The organism is Bacillus sp. 3a (assembly GCF_017161885.1).
Classification (GTDB): domain Bacteria; phylum Bacillota; class Bacilli; order Bacillales; family Bacillaceae; genus Bacillus; species Bacillus safensis.
This window is the reverse complement of record NZ_CP067376.1, coordinates 1,642,846-1,659,683: the sequence shown is the minus strand read 5'-3', so window position 1 is coordinate 1,659,683 and position 16,838 is coordinate 1,642,846. Positions and strand designations below refer to the sequence as shown.

The 16,838-nt window shown below is 41.8% G+C and carries 18 protein-coding genes, 1 tRNA gene and 1 riboswitch; of the genes, 2 read left to right on the top strand and 17 right to left on the bottom strand.

Features of this window, described 5'->3' with window-relative positions; genetic code table 11:
* Positions 1–78: 78 nt before the first annotated feature.
* The 11 genes from JJ692_RS08320 to JJ692_RS08270 form a co-directional block, all read right to left on the bottom strand.
* Entirely contained in the window at positions 79–768 is a 690-nt protein-coding gene (locus JJ692_RS08320; RefSeq protein ID WP_206534401.1) for a hypothetical protein, read from the bottom strand.
* 194 nt (positions 769–962) lie between these two features.
* Positions 963–1,036: transfer RNA gene (locus JJ692_RS08315), tRNA-Arg, on the bottom strand.
* Positions 1,037–1,156: 120 nt separating this feature from the next.
* Positions 1,157–1,681, bottom strand: a complete 525-nt coding sequence (locus tag JJ692_RS08310) for a YfcE family phosphodiesterase (protein ID WP_206534400.1) — start codon at positions 1,679–1,681, stop codon at positions 1,157–1,159.
* A gap of 14 nt (positions 1,682–1,695) precedes the next feature.
* Complete coding sequence (locus JJ692_RS08305; RefSeq protein WP_162860205.1) at positions 1,696–2,298, bottom strand: XTP/dITP diphosphatase; 603 nt, start codon at positions 2,296–2,298, stop codon at positions 1,696–1,698.
* Between the two features lie 10 nt (positions 2,299–2,308).
* Entirely contained in the window at positions 2,309–3,037 is a 729-nt protein-coding gene (rph, locus tag JJ692_RS08300; protein ID WP_024427165.1) for a ribonuclease PH, read from the bottom strand.
* A 151-nt stretch (positions 3,038–3,188) separates the two neighbouring features.
* Entirely contained in the window at positions 3,189–4,250 is a 1,062-nt protein-coding gene (locus JJ692_RS08295) for a GerMN domain-containing protein (protein ID WP_206534399.1), read from the bottom strand.
* A 100-nt stretch (positions 4,251–4,350) separates the two neighbouring features.
* Complete coding sequence (gene racE, locus JJ692_RS08290) at positions 4,351–5,169, bottom strand: glutamate racemase (protein ID WP_369810464.1); 819 nt, start codon at positions 5,167–5,169, stop codon at positions 4,351–4,353.
* A 7-nt stretch (positions 5,170–5,176) separates the two neighbouring features.
* Positions 5,177–5,617 carry a MarR family winged helix-turn-helix transcriptional regulator gene (locus JJ692_RS08285; protein ID WP_024423206.1) on the bottom strand — a complete coding sequence of 147 codons (441 nt, stop codon included), beginning with the start codon at positions 5,615–5,617 and terminating at the stop codon, positions 5,177–5,179.
* A gap of 149 nt (positions 5,618–5,766) precedes the next feature.
* Positions 5,767–5,991, bottom strand: coding sequence for a spore germination transcription factor GerE (gene gerE, locus JJ692_RS08280; RefSeq protein WP_003184172.1), 225 nt, complete (start codon positions 5,989–5,991; stop codon positions 5,767–5,769).
* A 205-nt stretch (positions 5,992–6,196) separates the two neighbouring features.
* Positions 6,197–7,513 carry a CitMHS family transporter gene (locus tag JJ692_RS08275; RefSeq protein WP_024423207.1) on the bottom strand — a complete coding sequence of 439 codons (1,317 nt, stop codon included), beginning with the start codon at positions 7,511–7,513 and terminating at the stop codon, positions 6,197–6,199.
* Positions 7,514–7,666: 153 nt separating this feature from the next.
* Entirely contained in the window at positions 7,667–8,527 is an 861-nt protein-coding gene (locus JJ692_RS08270) for a LysR family transcriptional regulator (protein ID WP_024423208.1), read from the bottom strand.
* Between the two features lie 135 nt (positions 8,528–8,662).
* On the opposite strand from JJ692_RS08270, the gene JJ692_RS08265 reads away from it, so the two are divergent.
* Positions 8,663–9,793, top strand: a complete 1,131-nt coding sequence (locus JJ692_RS08265; protein ID WP_206534398.1) for a 2-methylaconitate cis-trans isomerase PrpF family protein — start codon at positions 8,663–8,665, stop codon at positions 9,791–9,793.
* A gap of 27 nt (positions 9,794–9,820) precedes the next feature.
* Here the strand turns inward: JJ692_RS08265 and JJ692_RS08260 are convergent, their stop codons facing one another.
* The 5 genes from JJ692_RS08260 to JJ692_RS08240 all read right to left on the bottom strand — a co-directional run bounded on the left by JJ692_RS08260 (position 9,821) and on the right by JJ692_RS08240 (position 14,373).
* On the bottom strand, positions 9,821–10,540 hold the full coding sequence (locus tag JJ692_RS08260) for a biotin--[acetyl-CoA-carboxylase] ligase (RefSeq protein WP_133744278.1): 720 nt from the start codon (positions 10,538–10,540) through the stop codon (positions 9,821–9,823).
* Between the two features lie 77 nt (positions 10,541–10,617).
* On the bottom strand, positions 10,618–11,079 hold the full coding sequence (locus tag JJ692_RS08255; protein WP_024423210.1) for an acyl-CoA thioesterase: 462 nt from the start codon (positions 11,077–11,079) through the stop codon (positions 10,618–10,620).
* Between the two features lie 121 nt (positions 11,080–11,200).
* Positions 11,201–11,965: a succinate dehydrogenase iron-sulfur subunit gene (gene sdhB, locus JJ692_RS08250; RefSeq protein WP_024423211.1), complete on the bottom strand. Its 765-nt coding sequence runs from the start codon at positions 11,963–11,965 to the stop codon at positions 11,201–11,203.
* A 1-nt stretch (position 11,966) separates the two neighbouring features.
* Entirely contained in the window at positions 11,967–13,727 is a 1,761-nt protein-coding gene (gene sdhA / locus JJ692_RS08245) for a succinate dehydrogenase flavoprotein subunit (protein WP_122631787.1), read from the bottom strand.
* Between the two features lie 37 nt (positions 13,728–13,764).
* Positions 13,765–14,373: a succinate dehydrogenase cytochrome b558 subunit gene (locus tag JJ692_RS08240; protein ID WP_024423213.1), complete on the bottom strand. Its 609-nt coding sequence runs from the start codon at positions 14,371–14,373 to the stop codon at positions 13,765–13,767.
* Between the two features lie 283 nt (positions 14,374–14,656).
* Between JJ692_RS08240 and JJ692_RS08235 the strand changes: the two genes are divergently transcribed.
* Positions 14,657–15,100, top strand: coding sequence for a YslB family protein (locus tag JJ692_RS08235; protein WP_024423214.1), 444 nt, complete (start codon positions 14,657–14,659; stop codon positions 15,098–15,100).
* A 153-nt stretch (positions 15,101–15,253) separates the two neighbouring features.
* Here the strand turns inward: JJ692_RS08235 and JJ692_RS08230 are convergent, their stop codons facing one another.
* On the bottom strand, positions 15,254–16,489 hold the full coding sequence (locus JJ692_RS08230) for an aspartate kinase (RefSeq protein WP_044335318.1): 1,236 nt from the start codon (positions 16,487–16,489) through the stop codon (positions 15,254–15,256).
* Positions 16,490–16,622: 133 nt separating this feature from the next.
* Positions 16,623–16,800: riboswitch (Lysine riboswitch) on the bottom strand.
* Between the last annotated feature and the right edge of the window lie 38 nt (positions 16,801–16,838).

Below are 16,838 nucleotides of genomic sequence, written 5' to 3'. Positions count from 1 at the left end.
TTACTGAAGCATTCAAGTTTTTCTCTAAAAGATAGCTATAAAAAAATTTTTCTAATAATTTATAGTTTTTGTTCGAACTTAAAATTTTTTGGGCATAATGTATACCAGTATACAAAAAGCTCCGACAACCATTACTTGAATCCCGTGTATCAACCATAAACCTAGAACTTGATTAAACTCTTCTTCTTTTAGAGATGGTTCTTCAACAGCAGTATTTATAATAAGAGTAAACCAACTCGCGATCATCGAAACTAGAATAGAAGGAATAGAAATTTTCAAAAATGTTGTTATAGAAGCTTCTCTTCTATCTTTATTTATTTCTTTTAGTTGAGGCAATATATATTTTTCAATTTGAGTTGTTGAAAAATTATGTTTATTTAGTTTTTCGTTAAAAGCTTCATAAATAACATTTTTTCTTAACTCATCAAAAGTCTTAAACCCTGACAATTCAGAAAAATAAGTTAAACCTTTCATTATACAGTATATAGCTATAAATAATAGTAGCAAGAAAACAAGCACAACTGCAATTAAGAATACTTTTCCATGTGAAAATTTATTTAAGAGGAAAATAAATAATATAAATACAATTAAACATGAGACTATTTTTAATATACATTCCACAAAAATTTTGTTCTTTTTTTGCGCCTTCACTTCCGATTCTTCTTTCACTTCATTTAAAAAAGGAGAATCTATTAATAAGTATTTCATTGTATTCACTTTTCTCACTTCTTGTTTAAGTTCAAACAACATATCATCTATATCAATCAAAATGTCATCACCGCTATTTCTATTACGAAAAAAACAAATAAAAGTTTCATCTAATTTAATATAAGAATGACTACCCTAGGGATAAAACAAATCTTTAAGAACTCATAGGAAAGATCAGAGCAATATTTAATAAATACTAGCAAAAAAGCCAGAAACGTTGATAAAACAACGTTTCTGGCTTTTAACAGTTTTAACGTCCCAGGAGAGATTCGAACTCCCGACCGACGGCTTAGAAGGCCGTTGCTCTATCCTGCTGAGCTACTGGGACATGTTGTTATGTATTGTGCTTTGGTGTATTACCTCAGCGACAAGATTTATTATATTACTATTGTTCTTTAAAGTCAACGGTTTTTCGAAAGTTTTTTCATAAGGGGCAAATGCTGCACCCTTATGAAATACCTTCCAATGTGACAGAGTTTTCGAGGTCTTGTATGGCCTGACCTTCGTCCGTGAAAAACTGTACGTTTGCTTCGCTTCCATCTAGTGTCAGTATAGCATAGCTGCGCTCTTTTCGCACTCTTGGCAAGTGCACGCTGCCTGGGTTAATGAGGAGTTTTCCTCTTAGCAGTTCACTGCCTGGAATGTGCGAGTGGCCAAAGCAGATAATGTCTGCGCCCAGCTCTTCTGCACGGTAGTAGACTTGAAGTAAGGATTGTTTGATGCCATGCAGATGTCCGTGAGTGAGAAATAGTTTTCCGCCTCCATCAAGTGGGAGCAGGAGCTCTTCTTCAAAATCGCCCATAAAGTCACAATTTCCTTTGACGACTTTGTATCCTTCGAGTGCTGGGTGGTTCGTTTCGAGTTCTGAATCTCCGCAGTGAATCATCATGTCAACTTCAGCCTCATGCCGTTTGGCAATGGTTTGAAGTTCGTCTGTGAGTCCATGACTGTCACTAATGATGAGTATCTTCATGGCTTCATTCCCCCTTATTCATTTGCGTCTAGCAGTGATGAAAGCTTTTGAAGCGCGACCGCTCGATGGCTGATCTTGTTTTTCTCCTCTGGTGATAACTCGGCCATCGTCTGGTCTTTGTCTTTGACGATGAAAATTGGGTCGTATCCGAAGCCATTTTCGCCGATAGGTTTTTCAGCGATGAAGCCTTCTACTGATCCTTCTACCGTCTTTGTTTCTTTTCCCGGTATGCTTACAGCAAGGGCACATCTAAACCTGGCTGTGCGGTCTTCTTTTTCAATGCCTTGAAGTTCGCTCAGCACTTTTTCCACATTCTCCGCATCGTCTTTATGCTCACCTGCGTATCTCGCTGAATACACGCCAGGTTTTCCGCCCAGATAATCAATCGACAAACCGGAATCGTCTGCAATGACCATTTCACCTGCTTTGGCTTGGATGGCCTCGGCTTTAATGATGGCATTTTCTTCGAAGGTTTGTCCTGTTTCTTCAATTTCTTCAGTAAAGCCAATGTCTGCTAGTGTTTTGACCGTGAATCCTTTTGGCTCAAGAATGGCTTTGAATTCTTTCGCTTTGCCCGCATTGTGCGTTGCAATGATGGCTGTTTTCATCCTGATCAAACCCTTCTCTTTATTCGATGACTTCTCCTGTTACTGCTTTTTGCTTTTCGATTAATTCTTTGATGCCCTTTTCGGCTAAATCAAGCAGTCCGTTTAGCTGTTCTCTTGAGAATGTCGCTTCTTCGCCTGTTCCTTGAAGTTCAACAAAGCGACCAGCGCCTGTCATGATGACATTCATATCTACTTCAGCAGAAGAATCTTCTTCATAGTTTAAATCTAACAGAAGACCTTGCTGAGAATCAATTCCGACGGATATCGCCGCTAAATAATCAGTAATCGGGTTTTCTTTGATGACTCCTTCAGCTCGCAGCTTTTGAATCGCGAGTGTCATGGCAACAAAAGCACCTGTGATGGATGCTGTTCGTGTGCCGCCGTCTGCTTGAATAACATCACAATCAATCCAAATCGTGCGTTCGCCAAGCTTTTCTAAGTCAACGACTGCGCGGAGTGCTCGTCCAATTAAACGCTGAATCTCCATCGTACGTCCTGTGACTTTTCCTTTAGATGATTCTCTTATCGTTCTTTGTGCAGTTGCTCTTGGAAGCATGCTATATTCTGCTGTAATCCAGCCTTTTCCTTCTCCTCTTAAAAAAGGAGGTACGCGGTCTTCGATCGATGCGTTACAAATCACCTTCGTATTTCCCGCTGAGATTAAGACAGAGCCTTCTGGGTGCGTGATGTAGCCTGCCTCTATTTCAATTTTTCTCAATTCGTCATATTGTCTTTCATCTAATCTCATGTTTTACCTCCGTTACGATATACATTCCTCGCGAGTGCCAGCGGGGTTCTCCTACTAACTTTGACAACCTCAGCTCGTTCTAATCGCTTGGAATAAAAAAGAGGCAGCGAATATGCATGCCTCTTTTTCTCCATTATATCAATGTGTGACGTTAAAAACTACCTGTATTCACTTGTTCTGGTCGTGAAACCGGCTTTGTAAGCTCTGCTCCTTTTTCGTTCACAAGCTCAGCCTTGCCGTTCACCTTGACAGATACGCTTTTGACGTTCGGCAGCTCGGTTAATGTGAGCACAATGCTATCAAGAACTTTTTGTGAAATGACCTTTTTCTTTTCATCTGCACTGCCAAAAATAGATTCGTTGAAATCAAGTGTCACATGGCCATCTTTTACTTTTGGTACATCATTCAGCTTCACATCTTGATCAAAGTCTGTAAGCAGATGGCTTTTTTTGCTTGGTCCAGAAACGAGCTCATCAATCGCTGCTGTAATCGGATCATCCTCGTCTTTTGGCGCTCTTTTGGTCACTGGAACATAGTACGTCTGTTCATCAGATTCAGCTAAATAGTAAACCGTCACTGGCTTTGTCGCTGTCATATCAGCAGCAGCCTCGTGCTGGATATTAATACCGTCTTCTCTGCTTAAATCATCTGAGATAGGTGTACCGTTCACAGGCATTTCTTTTAGTTCATGTCCATTCATCTTCAATTTGACTTTGGCTATGGAATCAAACTGAGTTAACGTCCAAGTGACAGATTGCAAAATGCGCTGCTCGTCTTCTTTTTTATAGTTTTTAAATTCATTTGAAAAATCGACAACCGCCGTTCCGTCTTTAATATCGACAGATACGCGCGTATCCGCTGGCAGCACTGCTCTGAAGCCATTCGGCATTAAGTTAGAAATAGGTCCCCCGTCCACGAGATATTCAAGGGTTTGTTTTGCACTTCCTTCATTTTTCGGCAGTGGAATGGATTGAGAGACGACATACCCGTTTTTATCAATTAAATATAGTTCTCTCATGACCGTATCTGCCTGCTTCTCTTCTTTTCCTTCTTTGGCTGTTTGTTTATCTTCTTTATTTTCTTTCACATATGTGACGTTTTGTGGTGGATCAATCTCTGTTTTCGCTTGGTCTGTTTGAAACAATCCGCATCCTGACAAAAGCATGGCTGACGCGATACACGTAACAGCTGCTGTAGATCCTTTTTTCAGCATACTTCACCCTCCTCTAGTAGTTTGTACTACTATGTATACGAGCTCCCTCGGAGGATTAGACCCTTTTCATAAAAAAATAACCCGCTTCAAGTAGAAGGGGTTATTGCTGGTAGATGTGTTCAAGTGACACGGTTTCGACCTTCCCTGGCAGGTAGCCAAACCAGTCACGAGCGATGTTTTGGAAATTTTGCTGCTGCCCTGTTGTGTAAAATGTATGGACAGGCGTTTCTTTAGAGGTATTTAACAGCCCTTTATATGAAAGAATCGTACTTGCTTCTCTCGCTGTCTCATCTCCTGATGAAATGATGCTGACATCACTGCCCATAAAGCGCTGAATCGGCTCTTTTAAAATCGGATAGTGTGTGCAGCCAAGAATAAGTGTATCAATTCCTGTTTCTTTCATCGGTTCAAGGGAATCTTTCACCACTGCCTCTGCTGTCTGATCTAAAAACGTACCGCTTTCCACAAATGGGACAAGGAGCGGACACGCCAGACTTTGAACCGTTAGACCTGCTTTTAGTGACAGCAGCGCTTCTTTGTATGCCTCGCTTTTGATCGTATTGATTGTGCCAATAACGCCAATATGCTGGTTGTTTGTCACCTTGATCGCTGTACGGGCGCCAGGCTGAATGACGCCAATGACCGGAATATCAAGCGTTGCTTTAATTTCATCCAGTGCGATCGCCGTTGCTGTGTTGCATGCAATGACGAGCATTTTAATATGATGGTGTTTTAGTAAGTAGTGTGCCATTTCCCACGTATATTGAAGGACTTCTTCTTCTTTCCGCGGGCCATATGGACATCGTTTTGTATCGCCTACATAAATGATTTTTTCTTTTGGCAGTTGTCTCATGATTTCCTTTGCAACGGTTAAACCGCCGACGCCGGAATCAATGACGCCGATTGGTTGATCCAACAAAATCGCCTCATTTTCTTTTCATTTGCTGCTGTAGTTTCGTTAAGGATTGGTTGAAAACGATGGCTTCTTCTTCTGAGAAAGCCCCTAGAAGTTCACTGACGTATTCTTGGCGTTTAGCAATCACTTCTTGAATGATCCGCTCGCCTTCAGGCAATAAATGAATGCGAACCACGCGGCGGTCAGATGGATCTTTCACCCGTTCGACAAGTTCACTTTTTTCCATTCTATCAATTAAATCAGTGGTTGTGCTGCAAGCCAAGTACATCTTTTGTGACAGCTCGCCTATTGTCATATCTCCGAATTCATAAAGCCACTGAAGCCCAATGAATTGTGGAGGTGTAATCGTATATTGATTGAGGATTTCTCTGCCTTTTTGCTTAATAATTGCGGCAATGTGGCGCAATGATTTTTCAATCTCTGCAACATGGCCTGATTCATTCGTTTCCATTTTATTGATACCTCACTATAGCATCTCACTTTGATTAAAACGTATATGTCTATTTTCCTCGTTTTTTAAAGAAAATGCAAGAAGAGACTCATGGAAACTATATAGAAATAACCGGTTCCTTCCCGATATGGAAGGAAAACCGGCTGACTTTAGAGCTCTAGCTCACCCATACGCAGAAGCTCGACTACGGCCTGTGAACGGCCTTTGACTCCTAGCTTTTGCATGGCATTCGAAATGTGATTTCGAACAGTCTTTTCGCTAATAAAAAGCTCGCTTGCAATTTCTTTTGTTGTTTTATCTTGGACGAGCAATTCGAATACTTCTCTTTCTCTTTTGGTTAATAGCGGCTTGGATTGAAACTCTTTCTCCTTCAAGTATTGTAACCCTCCTTGCTAAGGTGAGAGCTCTAGTCTCTATAGAATGGGATTCTGTATAGTCGAGATATCATATGCCGGGTGCCTGAGGTAGGTGACGTTAAAATCAAGAAATCCCGCATATCAGCGTCCAATTTCTGCGCTTTCATCCACGCAAAAAAGGACGAGTCTCCTCCCCGAGACATCGTCCTTTTTTGCGTGGTATTTAAAAGATTGAAATGGCGCCTGTTAACAATGCAATAAGTGTTGTAAAAAGGGCAGTTAACACGGTCCATAGCAGTGCATATTTTTGCAAATCACCAATATCTTTGTTCAGCATACTGACAAGCAGCAGTGTTGAAGCTACAAGCGGACTCAGTAAGTGAACAGGCTGCCCTATGATAGAGGCACGTGCAATTTCCACCGGATCAATCCCGTAAGCTGCGCCGGCTTCAGCCAAGATTGGCAGCACTCCGAAATAGTAAGCATCGTTTGAGAGCACAAATGTAAATGGCATACTCGTCAAAGCAACAATCAGCGGGAAAAATGAGCTGTAGGAATCCGGAATCATGTAAATGACCAAATTGGCAATGGACTCAACCATTTTTGTTCCAGAAAAAATCCCTGTGAAAATCCCTGCGGCAAATACAAGTGTGATAACCGTTAATGCGTTTCCTGCATGAGATAAAATTCGCTCGCGCTGATCTTCAACCTTTGGATAGTTGATCATCAGAGCGATGACAAATCCAATTAAGAAGAGTACAGGAATTGGTATGATATCCATGACGAGTGTGACCATGACAGCAACTGTAAGGAAGAAGTTAATCCAAATCAGATTCGGTCTCTTGATATCAGCTACTCCATCTTCAATTGATGCAGCCAATTCAGGAGAAATGGACGGCTCTTCTTTGTACTGAATCTCTGCAATCCCAATCCGTTTTCTTTCTTTTTTCCCAAGTACATAAGCAGTAAAAAGTATAAAAAGACCGCCTCCAACCATCGTTGGGAGTAATGGAATGAAAAATTCGCCTGCATCTAATCCAAGCGCCGCGATTGCACGAGTAGCTGGACCGCCCCATGGCGTCATTCCGCTCATAATTCCTAATGATAATAATGAAATTGTTCCTAAAATTAATGGGTTCATCCCAATTCTTAAGAAAAGTGGCAGCATAGCTGATACGGTAATCATGTACGTTGTTGTTCCATCACCATCTAATGCAACAAGCATAGACAAAATCGCTACCCCAAAAGCAATTTTGACAGGATCACCTTTTACAATACGTAGAATGAGTTTAATCAGAGGATCAAACAATCCAGCATCCAGCATGACACCGAAGAATAAAATCGCAAATAACAATAAAGCAGCTGATGGTGCAACAGTTTTCAGTCCATCAAGCATCATGTCCCCTAACCCTTTGTTAAAGCCGCCGATCAATGCAAATATGATAGGTACAACGGTTAGAGCCACCACCGGATGCATACGTTTTGTCATAATGAGAAATGTAAATGTCAAGACCATCAAGATCCCTAAAATAGCTAGCACTTTATATCCCTCCATCCTCTTCTTTACATGATCTGCAAGCGCCCCCTTGCACTTGCGATCTATATGTTAGCGCTTTCTATTTCAAGGATATAATAGCTTTTTTTATAATGAAAATATCGATTTTTTCGTATATTCAATAAATTTCTTTTATAATCAACCTTGCTGATTTCTTAAAAACTCAATGAACGCTTTCACCACAGACAAATGAAGTGAGTCTGGCTGGTACATGAGCCATGTATCTCTTAAAACAGGCTGTCCATCTTTATACGAAAGTCCTTTTACAAATAACTCATCACTTGGTCTGAGGCAAATTTCTGGGACAATGGCATAGCCTAAACCATGCTTCACCATCTCTTTTGATGTATCCTGACGGTCTGTCTCCATCGTGACAAGCGGAGGCATTGTGAATGTTTCCTGCCACCATCTGTTAATCAGCCGTTTTAATGAACTGTCTGTATGATAGTCAATGAGCGGCAGATTCGGGAGATCCTTTAGCTGAATTTCTGATTTTGAAATAATGCAAAGACGCTCTTTATCAAGCAAAAAACGCTCTCCATTCCAGTCATAATCGCCTCTTAAAATCCCTAAATGCACACTTGATGTTCCTAATAAATCCATTACCTTTGTGCTCCAGCCTGTGTTGACCATAAATTGAACATGTGGATACTGCTTAGAAAATTCTTTTAATATTTCTGGCAGTTTATACTGGGCAAAGTTACTTGAGACCCCTAACCGGATCGTTCCTTTGACCTTTTTTTGCATATTGAGCATGCCATCTTTCGTTTGCTGCAGCTGTTTGAGCATGTCATTTGCGTATTTAGCCAAGTATTCGCCCTCTGATGTAAATTCAATTCCTCGTTTTCTTTTAAAGAAAAGTTTCATATCAAACTCCTCTTCAAGCTGTTTCAATCGATAGCTTAAGGCAGGCTGAGAGACAAATAATTTTTCTGCCGCTTTTGTGATGTTCTTTTCTTCATAAAGTACCTTTAAAAACCGCCAATCTTTTTCATCCATTGTATGCCCTCCTTTTTTACTAATTATAAAATATTTTTATTGATTTCTCTCAAAATAATGTATTTAACTTATTTCTTATTATACTTTACCATTTTGGTTAGATAAACAGTTAATTAAAAATTGAGGGTGAGAGTCATGAGAAAAGTTCCAATCACAATCATGCGAGGCGGTACAAGCAAAGGAGTATTCATTCACGCTGACAATGCACCATATGAACACGATGAGCTCGAGGCATTTCTATTAGACATTATGGGCAGTCCTGACCGGCTGCAGGTCGATGGGATCGGCGGCGGTAATTCTTTAACAAGTAAAGTGGCCATTATCGATAAAGCCACACGCCCGGATGTGGATGTGAACTATACATTTGCACAGGTCAGTATTAATGAGAGATATGTCGACTTTAAAGGAAACTGCGGGAACATCTCTTCAGCCGTTGGTCCGTATGCGATCATTAAAGGACTTGTTCAAGCAGTTGAGCCCATTACGACTGTACGTATCCTCAATACCAATACAAATAAAGTCATTACGGCAGAGGTCGAAGTTGAAAATGGAGAAGTAAAATTTGAAGGACAGGCAGAAATTCCAGGCGTAAAAGGAACTGGTTCTCCCATTTATTTATCCTTTGAGAAACCTGAAGGAGCTGTCACAGGTAAAACCTATCCGACTGGAAACAAAATTGATACGATTCAAACAAAGTTTGGGGAGATTCCAATCTCGATCGTTGACATTGCAAATCCAATTGCCTTTATTCGTGCCAAAGATATTCAATTAAAAGGAACTGAATTACCTGAAGAGTTTACAGACGAATTACTGGATGATTTAGAAGAAATTCGTTCCCTCGCTGCTGAAATGTGTCACTTTGCACCAAAAGAAATGGCCACATTACAGTCTCCAGCTGTTCCAAAGCTTGCGCTCATTAGCGAGCCTGCTGATTATGTAGATACAAATGGAATCTTGAGACGAGCAGAAGATATGGACATCATCGTTCGTATGCTATCGATGCAAAGGCCACACCAAGCACTTGCCATTACCGGTTCTGTCTGTGTGACAGCCAGCTGTTTCTTGGATGAAACGCTTCCTTCTCAGCTGTTTCAAGGACAAGGTGACACACTTCGTATTGGGCATCCTGCTGGTATTATGCAAACGGAAATTGACACCTCTCAAAACAGAGTCAAAGTCATTCGAACTGCAAGAGAAATTCTAGACGGAGTTGTTTTCACAAAACAAGATTATGTGATTCAGCCTCAGATTAAAAGAGAAGCTTAAAGCAGACGAGAATATCGTCTGCTTTTTTTAATGCTGAAGCGGTGCATCGATATCTCCAGCAGAATGAGCTTTTATCTGCCCTTTCTCATCTTTGAGCTGGAGATGACCGTAGCTGTTGACTCCGTAGCAAATGCCCTCTTCCCATGTTTGTTTTTCACGGTCTAACGAAATCCGCAGCGGTTTATGAAGACGATATAACCGTTTGTTATAGAGGGAAGTGAGTGTTTCAAACCCTTCATTCTTCCAGCGTGTATGATATTTTTCAAAAGCGGCGGCAAGTTCCTTCACAAGCTGATCGGCATTCACCTCTGTAAGCTCTGATAGGCAAATGGTTTTGTACGGAACATGCTCCGGCTTTGTCTTCACATTGATGCCAACCCCGATATAAATGGCGGTACGGTCCGCTTCAATCAATGTGCCTGATACCTTTGCTTCATTGATGAGAATATCATTTGGCCATTTGATCGCCAGCTGATCCTCAGCCCTGATGAGAGGTTTGAGTACATCGTAGATCGCTAGTGCCGTCAGCGGAGCAATCGTTGACTGGGTGGAGAGTTCTTCTGGCGGCAAAACTGTCATGGTCAAAGCGACATTCCCTGCAGGTGTTTCCCACGGTCTGCCTAGCCTGCCTCTTCCTTCTGTCTGCTGATGTGCATAGACAGCAAATGAAGGTTTTTCTCCTTGCTGAATGAGCCTTTTCGCTTCATTATTTGTACTATCAATGGTGTCATATTGAAAAATCTTCATGTGTTCTCCTTTTGTTCTTCTTGATATGATCTTTTTATTATAACAAAATGAAGCTTACACGTTGCTGAGGCTGCATGCTACCCATTTCGCTGAGCTTGAAATGTCTCTTTTTCTTCCTCTGTAAATGGGACAGATGCGCCTGTTTCTTTATTAATTTGCACCATGGTGACTGAGCCTGTAAAGCATGGTTCCTGCTGCTCGTTTTCTCCTAAATAATGAAGGATAAGTGAGCTTGATCCGACTTTTTCCGGCTTTACATACACACGAAGCCGCTCCCCAATCTCCACCTGTTTGATGTAATCACATTGCAGATTTGCCACGACTGTAATCGTCTCTTTCACACGTTTCATTCGTTTATCCACAATTCCTGTTTTTTGAAAAAAGGCAATCCGTGCTTCTTCAAAATAGACAAAAGGGGTGACATTGTTCATATGGCCGAACATATCCGTTTCTGAAAAACGGACAGTCGTTTCGACATAAAATCGAAAGGATGCTCTCCATTCTTCAAATGGTTCTTCAATATATGACGGAAGTCTCACTTCATCATCTCCTTATTCATCAATAAACGCCTCTCCCATATTGGAAGAGGCGTTTATTTTGTGTTCCATCCAGCCTCTTGTAAACACTCATCATGATTGGCAAAGAGGACTGAATGTGATGTTATTCTGCGTGATCGCTTCCGAAGAAGTTACGGAAAGCTTGTAATGTTGTATCTCGGTTAAGTGCTGCAATTGACGTTGTCAGCGGGATTCCTTTCGGACAAGCCTGCACACAGTTTTGAGAGTTCCCGCAGTTCGCAAGACCGCCGTCTCCCATAATTTCTTCTAGACGGTCAGACTTATTCATCGCACCTGTCGGATGTGCGTTAAATAGACGAACTTGCGAAAGCGGAGCAGGGCCCATAAAGGAAGACTTATCATTTACGTTTGGACAAGCTTCAAGGCAGACACCACATGTCATACATTTAGAAAGCTCATACGCCCATTGACGTTTTTTCTCAGGCATTCTTGGTCCAGGTCCAAGATCATATGTGCCATCGATCGGCACCCATGCTTTTACTTTTTTCAAGGAGTTGAACATGCGGCTTCTATCAACCTGCAAGTCTCTCACGACCGGGAATGTCTTCATCGGCTGAAGACGGATCGGCTGATCTAACTTGTCAATCAAGGCTGTACATGACTGGCGTGGTTTTCCATTAATAACCATAGAACAAGCTCCGCACACCTCTTCAAGACAGTTCATGTCCCAGTTGATCGCCGTTGTTTTTTCACCTTGTTTATTGACCGGGTTACGTCTAATTTCCATGAGTGCAGAAATGACGTTCATATTCGGACGGTAAGGGATTTCAAATTCCTCATCATAAGGCTTTCCATCTGCTGTATCTTGACGTGTGATTATGAAATGAATTGTGTTTTTTTCACTCATCTTATTTCTCCACCTTTTTCTTCGAGTAATCTCGTTTACGAGGTGCAATTAACGATACATCGACGTCCTCATAGTGGAATGCAGGCTTTTGATTTTTCCCTTTGAACGTAGCCATCGTTGTTTTAAGGAATTCTTCATCGTTTCTCTCTGGGAATTCCGGTTTATAGTGTGCGCCTCGGCTTTCATTCCGGTTATATGCCCCGATCGTAATGACTCTTGCCAGCTGAAGCATGTTGTCAAGCTGACGCGTGAAGGCAGCGCCTTGGTTGCTCCATGATGCGGTATCATTGATGTTGATCTTCTTGTAGCGCTCCATTAGTTCTTCGATCTTCTCATCTGTTTTTAAGAGTTTGTCATTGTAACGAACCACTGTAACGTTATCCGTCATCCATTCTCCAAGCTCTTTATGAAGCACGTACGCATTTTCTGTTCCGTCCATGCTGAGGATGTTGTCCCATTTCTCCTGCTCTTTCTTCACGGCGCTGTCAAATAGTGCAGAAGAAAGGTCTTCTGCAGATTTTTCAAGACCGTTAATGTACTTCACCGCATTTGGTCCAGCGACCATTCCGCCGTAAATCGCTGAAAGAAGTGAGTTTGCACCAAGTCTGTTTCCGCCGTGCATTGAGTAATCACATTCTCCGGCAGCGAATAGACCTTTGATATTCGTCATTTGATCATAATCGACCCATAATCCGCCCATAGAGTAATGAACAGCTGGGAAGATTTTCATCGGCAGCTTACGCGGGTCGTCACCCATGAATTTTTCATAGATTTCAATGATTCCGCCAAGCTTAATATCAAGCTCTTTTGGATCTTTGTGAGAAAGATCCAGATATACCATGTTCTCTCCGTTGATGCCAAGCTTTTGCTCGACACATACGTCAAAGATTTCACGCGTTGCGATGTCACGCGGTACAAGGTTCCCGTATGCTGGGTATTTTTCTTCAAGGAAGTACCAAGGCTTCCCGTCTTTATATGTCCAAACACGTCCGCCCTCACCACGAGCTGATTCACTCATAAGACGAAGCTTGTCATCTCCTGGGATCGCTGTCGGGTGAATTTGAATGAATTCTCCATTTGCATAATGTGCACCTTGCTGATAGACGATAGATGCTGCAGATCCAGTGTTAATCATAGAGTTTGTTGATTTACCGAACACGATTCCAGGACCGCCTGTTGCCATGATGACTGCATCTGATCGGAAAGATTCAATTTCCATTGTCGTCAAGTTCTGCGCGACAATCCCGCGGCATACTTCCTCGTCATCTAAAACAGCGCCAAGGAATTCCCAGCCTTCATATTTCGTGACAAGTCCTGCTACTTCATAGCGGCGAACCTGCTCATCCAGTGCGTATAATAGCTGCTGGCCTGTTGTAGCTCCAGCAAACGCTGTACGGTGGTGCTGTGTTCCCCCGAAGCGGCGGAAGTCCAATAATCCCTCTGGTGTTCTATTAAACATAACACCCATACGATCAAGTAAGTGGATAATGGACGGTGCTGCTTCACACATTGCCTTTACTGGCGGCTGGTTGGCTAAGAAATCTCCGCCGTATACCGTGTCATCAAAATGCTCATAAGGTGAATCCCCTTCACCTTTTGTATTGACCGCTCCGTTGATTCCGCCCTGTGCACATACAGAATGCGAACGTTTCACAGGTACGATTGAAAATAGTTGAACAGCTGTTCCCGCTTCTGCTGCTTTAATAGTTGCCATGAGACCAGCTAAGCCGCCTCCGACAACGATGATGCTAGAATTACTCATTGTAGCCCCTCTCCCTCTTCTACTAATCTATTTCCTCTTAAACAAAAGCGAAAATTGCTCTTAGCCCTACATATGAAAGCGCTATAAATATACCTAATGTCACATATGTGGAGATTCGTTGTGAGCGTGGTGAAACGGTAATTCCCCAGCTGACAGCAAATGACCACAAGCCATTAGCAAAGTGGAAAATAGTAGATAAAACGCCGACAATATAGAAGCCTAGCATAAATGGAGAGCTTAAAATATTCGCCATCATGTCATAGTTGACTTCAGCTCCAAGCTGAGCTTGAATTCGTGTTTCCCATACGTGCCAAGAGACAAAAATCAATGTGATAATACCTGAAATCCTTTGCAGTCTGAACAGCCAGTTTCTTAAGTAACTGAAGCGAGACGTGTTGTTTTGTGCCGTAAAGGCTATGTACACCCCATAAACAGCATGATAGATCAGTGGTAAGAAAATCACGAACAGCTCAAGTGCATATCTGAAAGGAAGCTGTTCCATAAAGTGTGCAGCTTTGTTAAACGCCTCTGGTCCATTTGTCGCAAAGTGGTTAACCACTAAGTGCTGTATTAAAAATAGACCGACCGGAATGACGCCAAGCAAAGAATGCAATCTCCGATAAAAAAATTCTTTGTTCCCCGACATTACTTTACCCCCTAGTAAAAAAAGTGCAATTGCTTGAAAATTGTCTTACCCCCGCTTCTTTCAATTGTAAGCACTTTATTCAAATTTATTGACAATTTCATTTTACTCCTATGTCAAAAAAGCGTCAAGAAACCGCGTACATAAATTAAAATTTTCCGAAATTTAAAAGTTTTAAATCAAAATTCGTTTTACTACAATAAGAATTTCTTAGACTTCAGGGAAAACTCTGTCATCATATGCCCACATAAGCTATAATAAATTGTTGAAAGAGGGGAGCCGTACAATGAATAAATTCGAATCTAACTTAGAACAGCTAAAAGAAATTGAAGTCAATGGATTTGCCTACGAGCTGATACGCGAAGTTCTGCTGCCTGATATTCTTGGTCAGGACCATTCATCTATGATGTATTTTGCGGGTAAACTGCTTGCTCGTAAATTTCCTCAAGAATCATGGGAGAAGATCCCCGAATTTTTCCATGATGCCGGATGGGGGACTCTCACAATGGTCCATTCGAAAAAACAGGAAATTGAGTTTGAGCTCGAAGGTCCACTAGTATCCAATCGACTCACCTATCAAAAGGAGCCATGCTTTCAGATGGAAGCGGGTTTTATTGCTGAACAAATTCAGCTTCTAAATGAGCACGTAGCTGAATCCTACGAACAAGTGAAAAAGCGTGCTGAGAAAGTCATTTTAACCGTTAAATGGGATTTAAGAGACCCTAGCTAATACTCTTTATAAAAGGCGCGGACTTCAGGTCACGCCTTTTTATATGTCTACATCTATCATAGCATACTTAATGAATAGGTTTACGCCCGTTTCAGCCGTTTCCATATAGAAAAAAGAGGCGACCCTCTTTCATGAGATCACCTCTTTACCTTTTTAAGAGTGCGCAGCGGCGCTCACCTTTGATAAATCAAACGCATCATGCAGCGCTTCAACCGCTTTGACCATATCATCACGGCCAACGACCGTTGAGACTTTGATTTCAGACGTACTGACCATTTTCACTTGAATGTCTTTTTGCGCTAACACAGCAAACATTTCAGCAGCTACCCCTGGATTTGAGACCATTCCAGATCCCACGATGGATACTTTCGCTAATTTGCTTTCTGTCTCAATCTGCTCGTAGCCAAGCGCCCCTTTATATTCTTCTAATACTTCAACTGTTTTGGACAAATCATCCGTTTTCACAGAGAAAGAGATCGACGTCTGATTGGTGCTTGTGGCAGACTGAATGATGATATCGACATTGATATTCTGTTTCGCAAGCGTCGTAAAAATGGTCGATAATGTTGTTAAACCGCTTGAAAGCCCGCACACTGTCACACGTGTAATCTGATCTTCAAATGCAATGCCTCTGACGACTAAGTTTTGTTCCATGGATGATTCCTCCTCAATTAACGTACCCGATTCATTTTCAATACTAGAACGGACTTCTAGCGGGACTTGATAATTTTTCGCAAATTCAACAGCTCTTGGATGCAGAACCCCAGCTCCTAAATTAGCCAGCTCAAGCATCTCATCGTATGAAATGCCTGCAAGTTTCCGCGCAGATGATACATAACGCGGATCTGTCGTAAACACTCCTGGTACATCAGTGTATATATCACATTTATCAGCTTTTAGTGCGGCAGCCAGTGCCACAGCTGTTGTATCTGATCCGCCGCGGCCAAGAGTTGTGATATGTAAGTCATCTGCAATTCCTTGGAAGCCTGCCACAACAACGACTTTCCCCGCACTTAATTCCTCTTTTATTCTTGATTCATCAATGTCCACGATTCTTGCATTTCCGTGTACATGCTCTGTTTTCATACCAGCCTGCCAGCCTGTAAAGGAAATGGCATCATAACCTCTTCTTTGGAGCGCCATCGCTAATAATGAAATGGTCACCTGTTCACCCGTTGCGAGCAGCATATCCATTTCTCTTTTGCTTGGATCGTCTGTGAGTTCTTTCGCTAAGTCTACTAGAACATCCGTTGATTTGCCCATCGCTGATACAACCACAACCACATCATGTCCTGCCTCGCGTTCAGCGATCACTCTCTCTGCGGCATTGCGAATTTTTTCTGTCGATCCAACGGAAGTTCCGCCAAATTTTTGTACAATTAGTCCCATGTCTACCACCCTTTTTCAAAAGTTCACGTGTGAGAGAAGAGGCAGCTTTGGAGACTGGCCGCTCACTGCAAATAAAAAAGCAATGAGAGAACAAATCTCCCATTGCTTTAAAATCATCATTAAACGATGCAAACAATGAGATAGCCCTCCAAGAAATGAATTCTTGACAGCCCTACATTTCTTCAATGTACAGCCAGCGAATAAAATGAGTGGATTTTATTCACTTCGGCGACGCTCCCCTTTCAGCCCTCTTCTTAGATCCCATCGATCTCCGAAGGCTTACTCTTGAAGTTCGCACCTCTATCTTCAACAAACAACACGTTCATTTATTAAATTAGTCACATCTTAA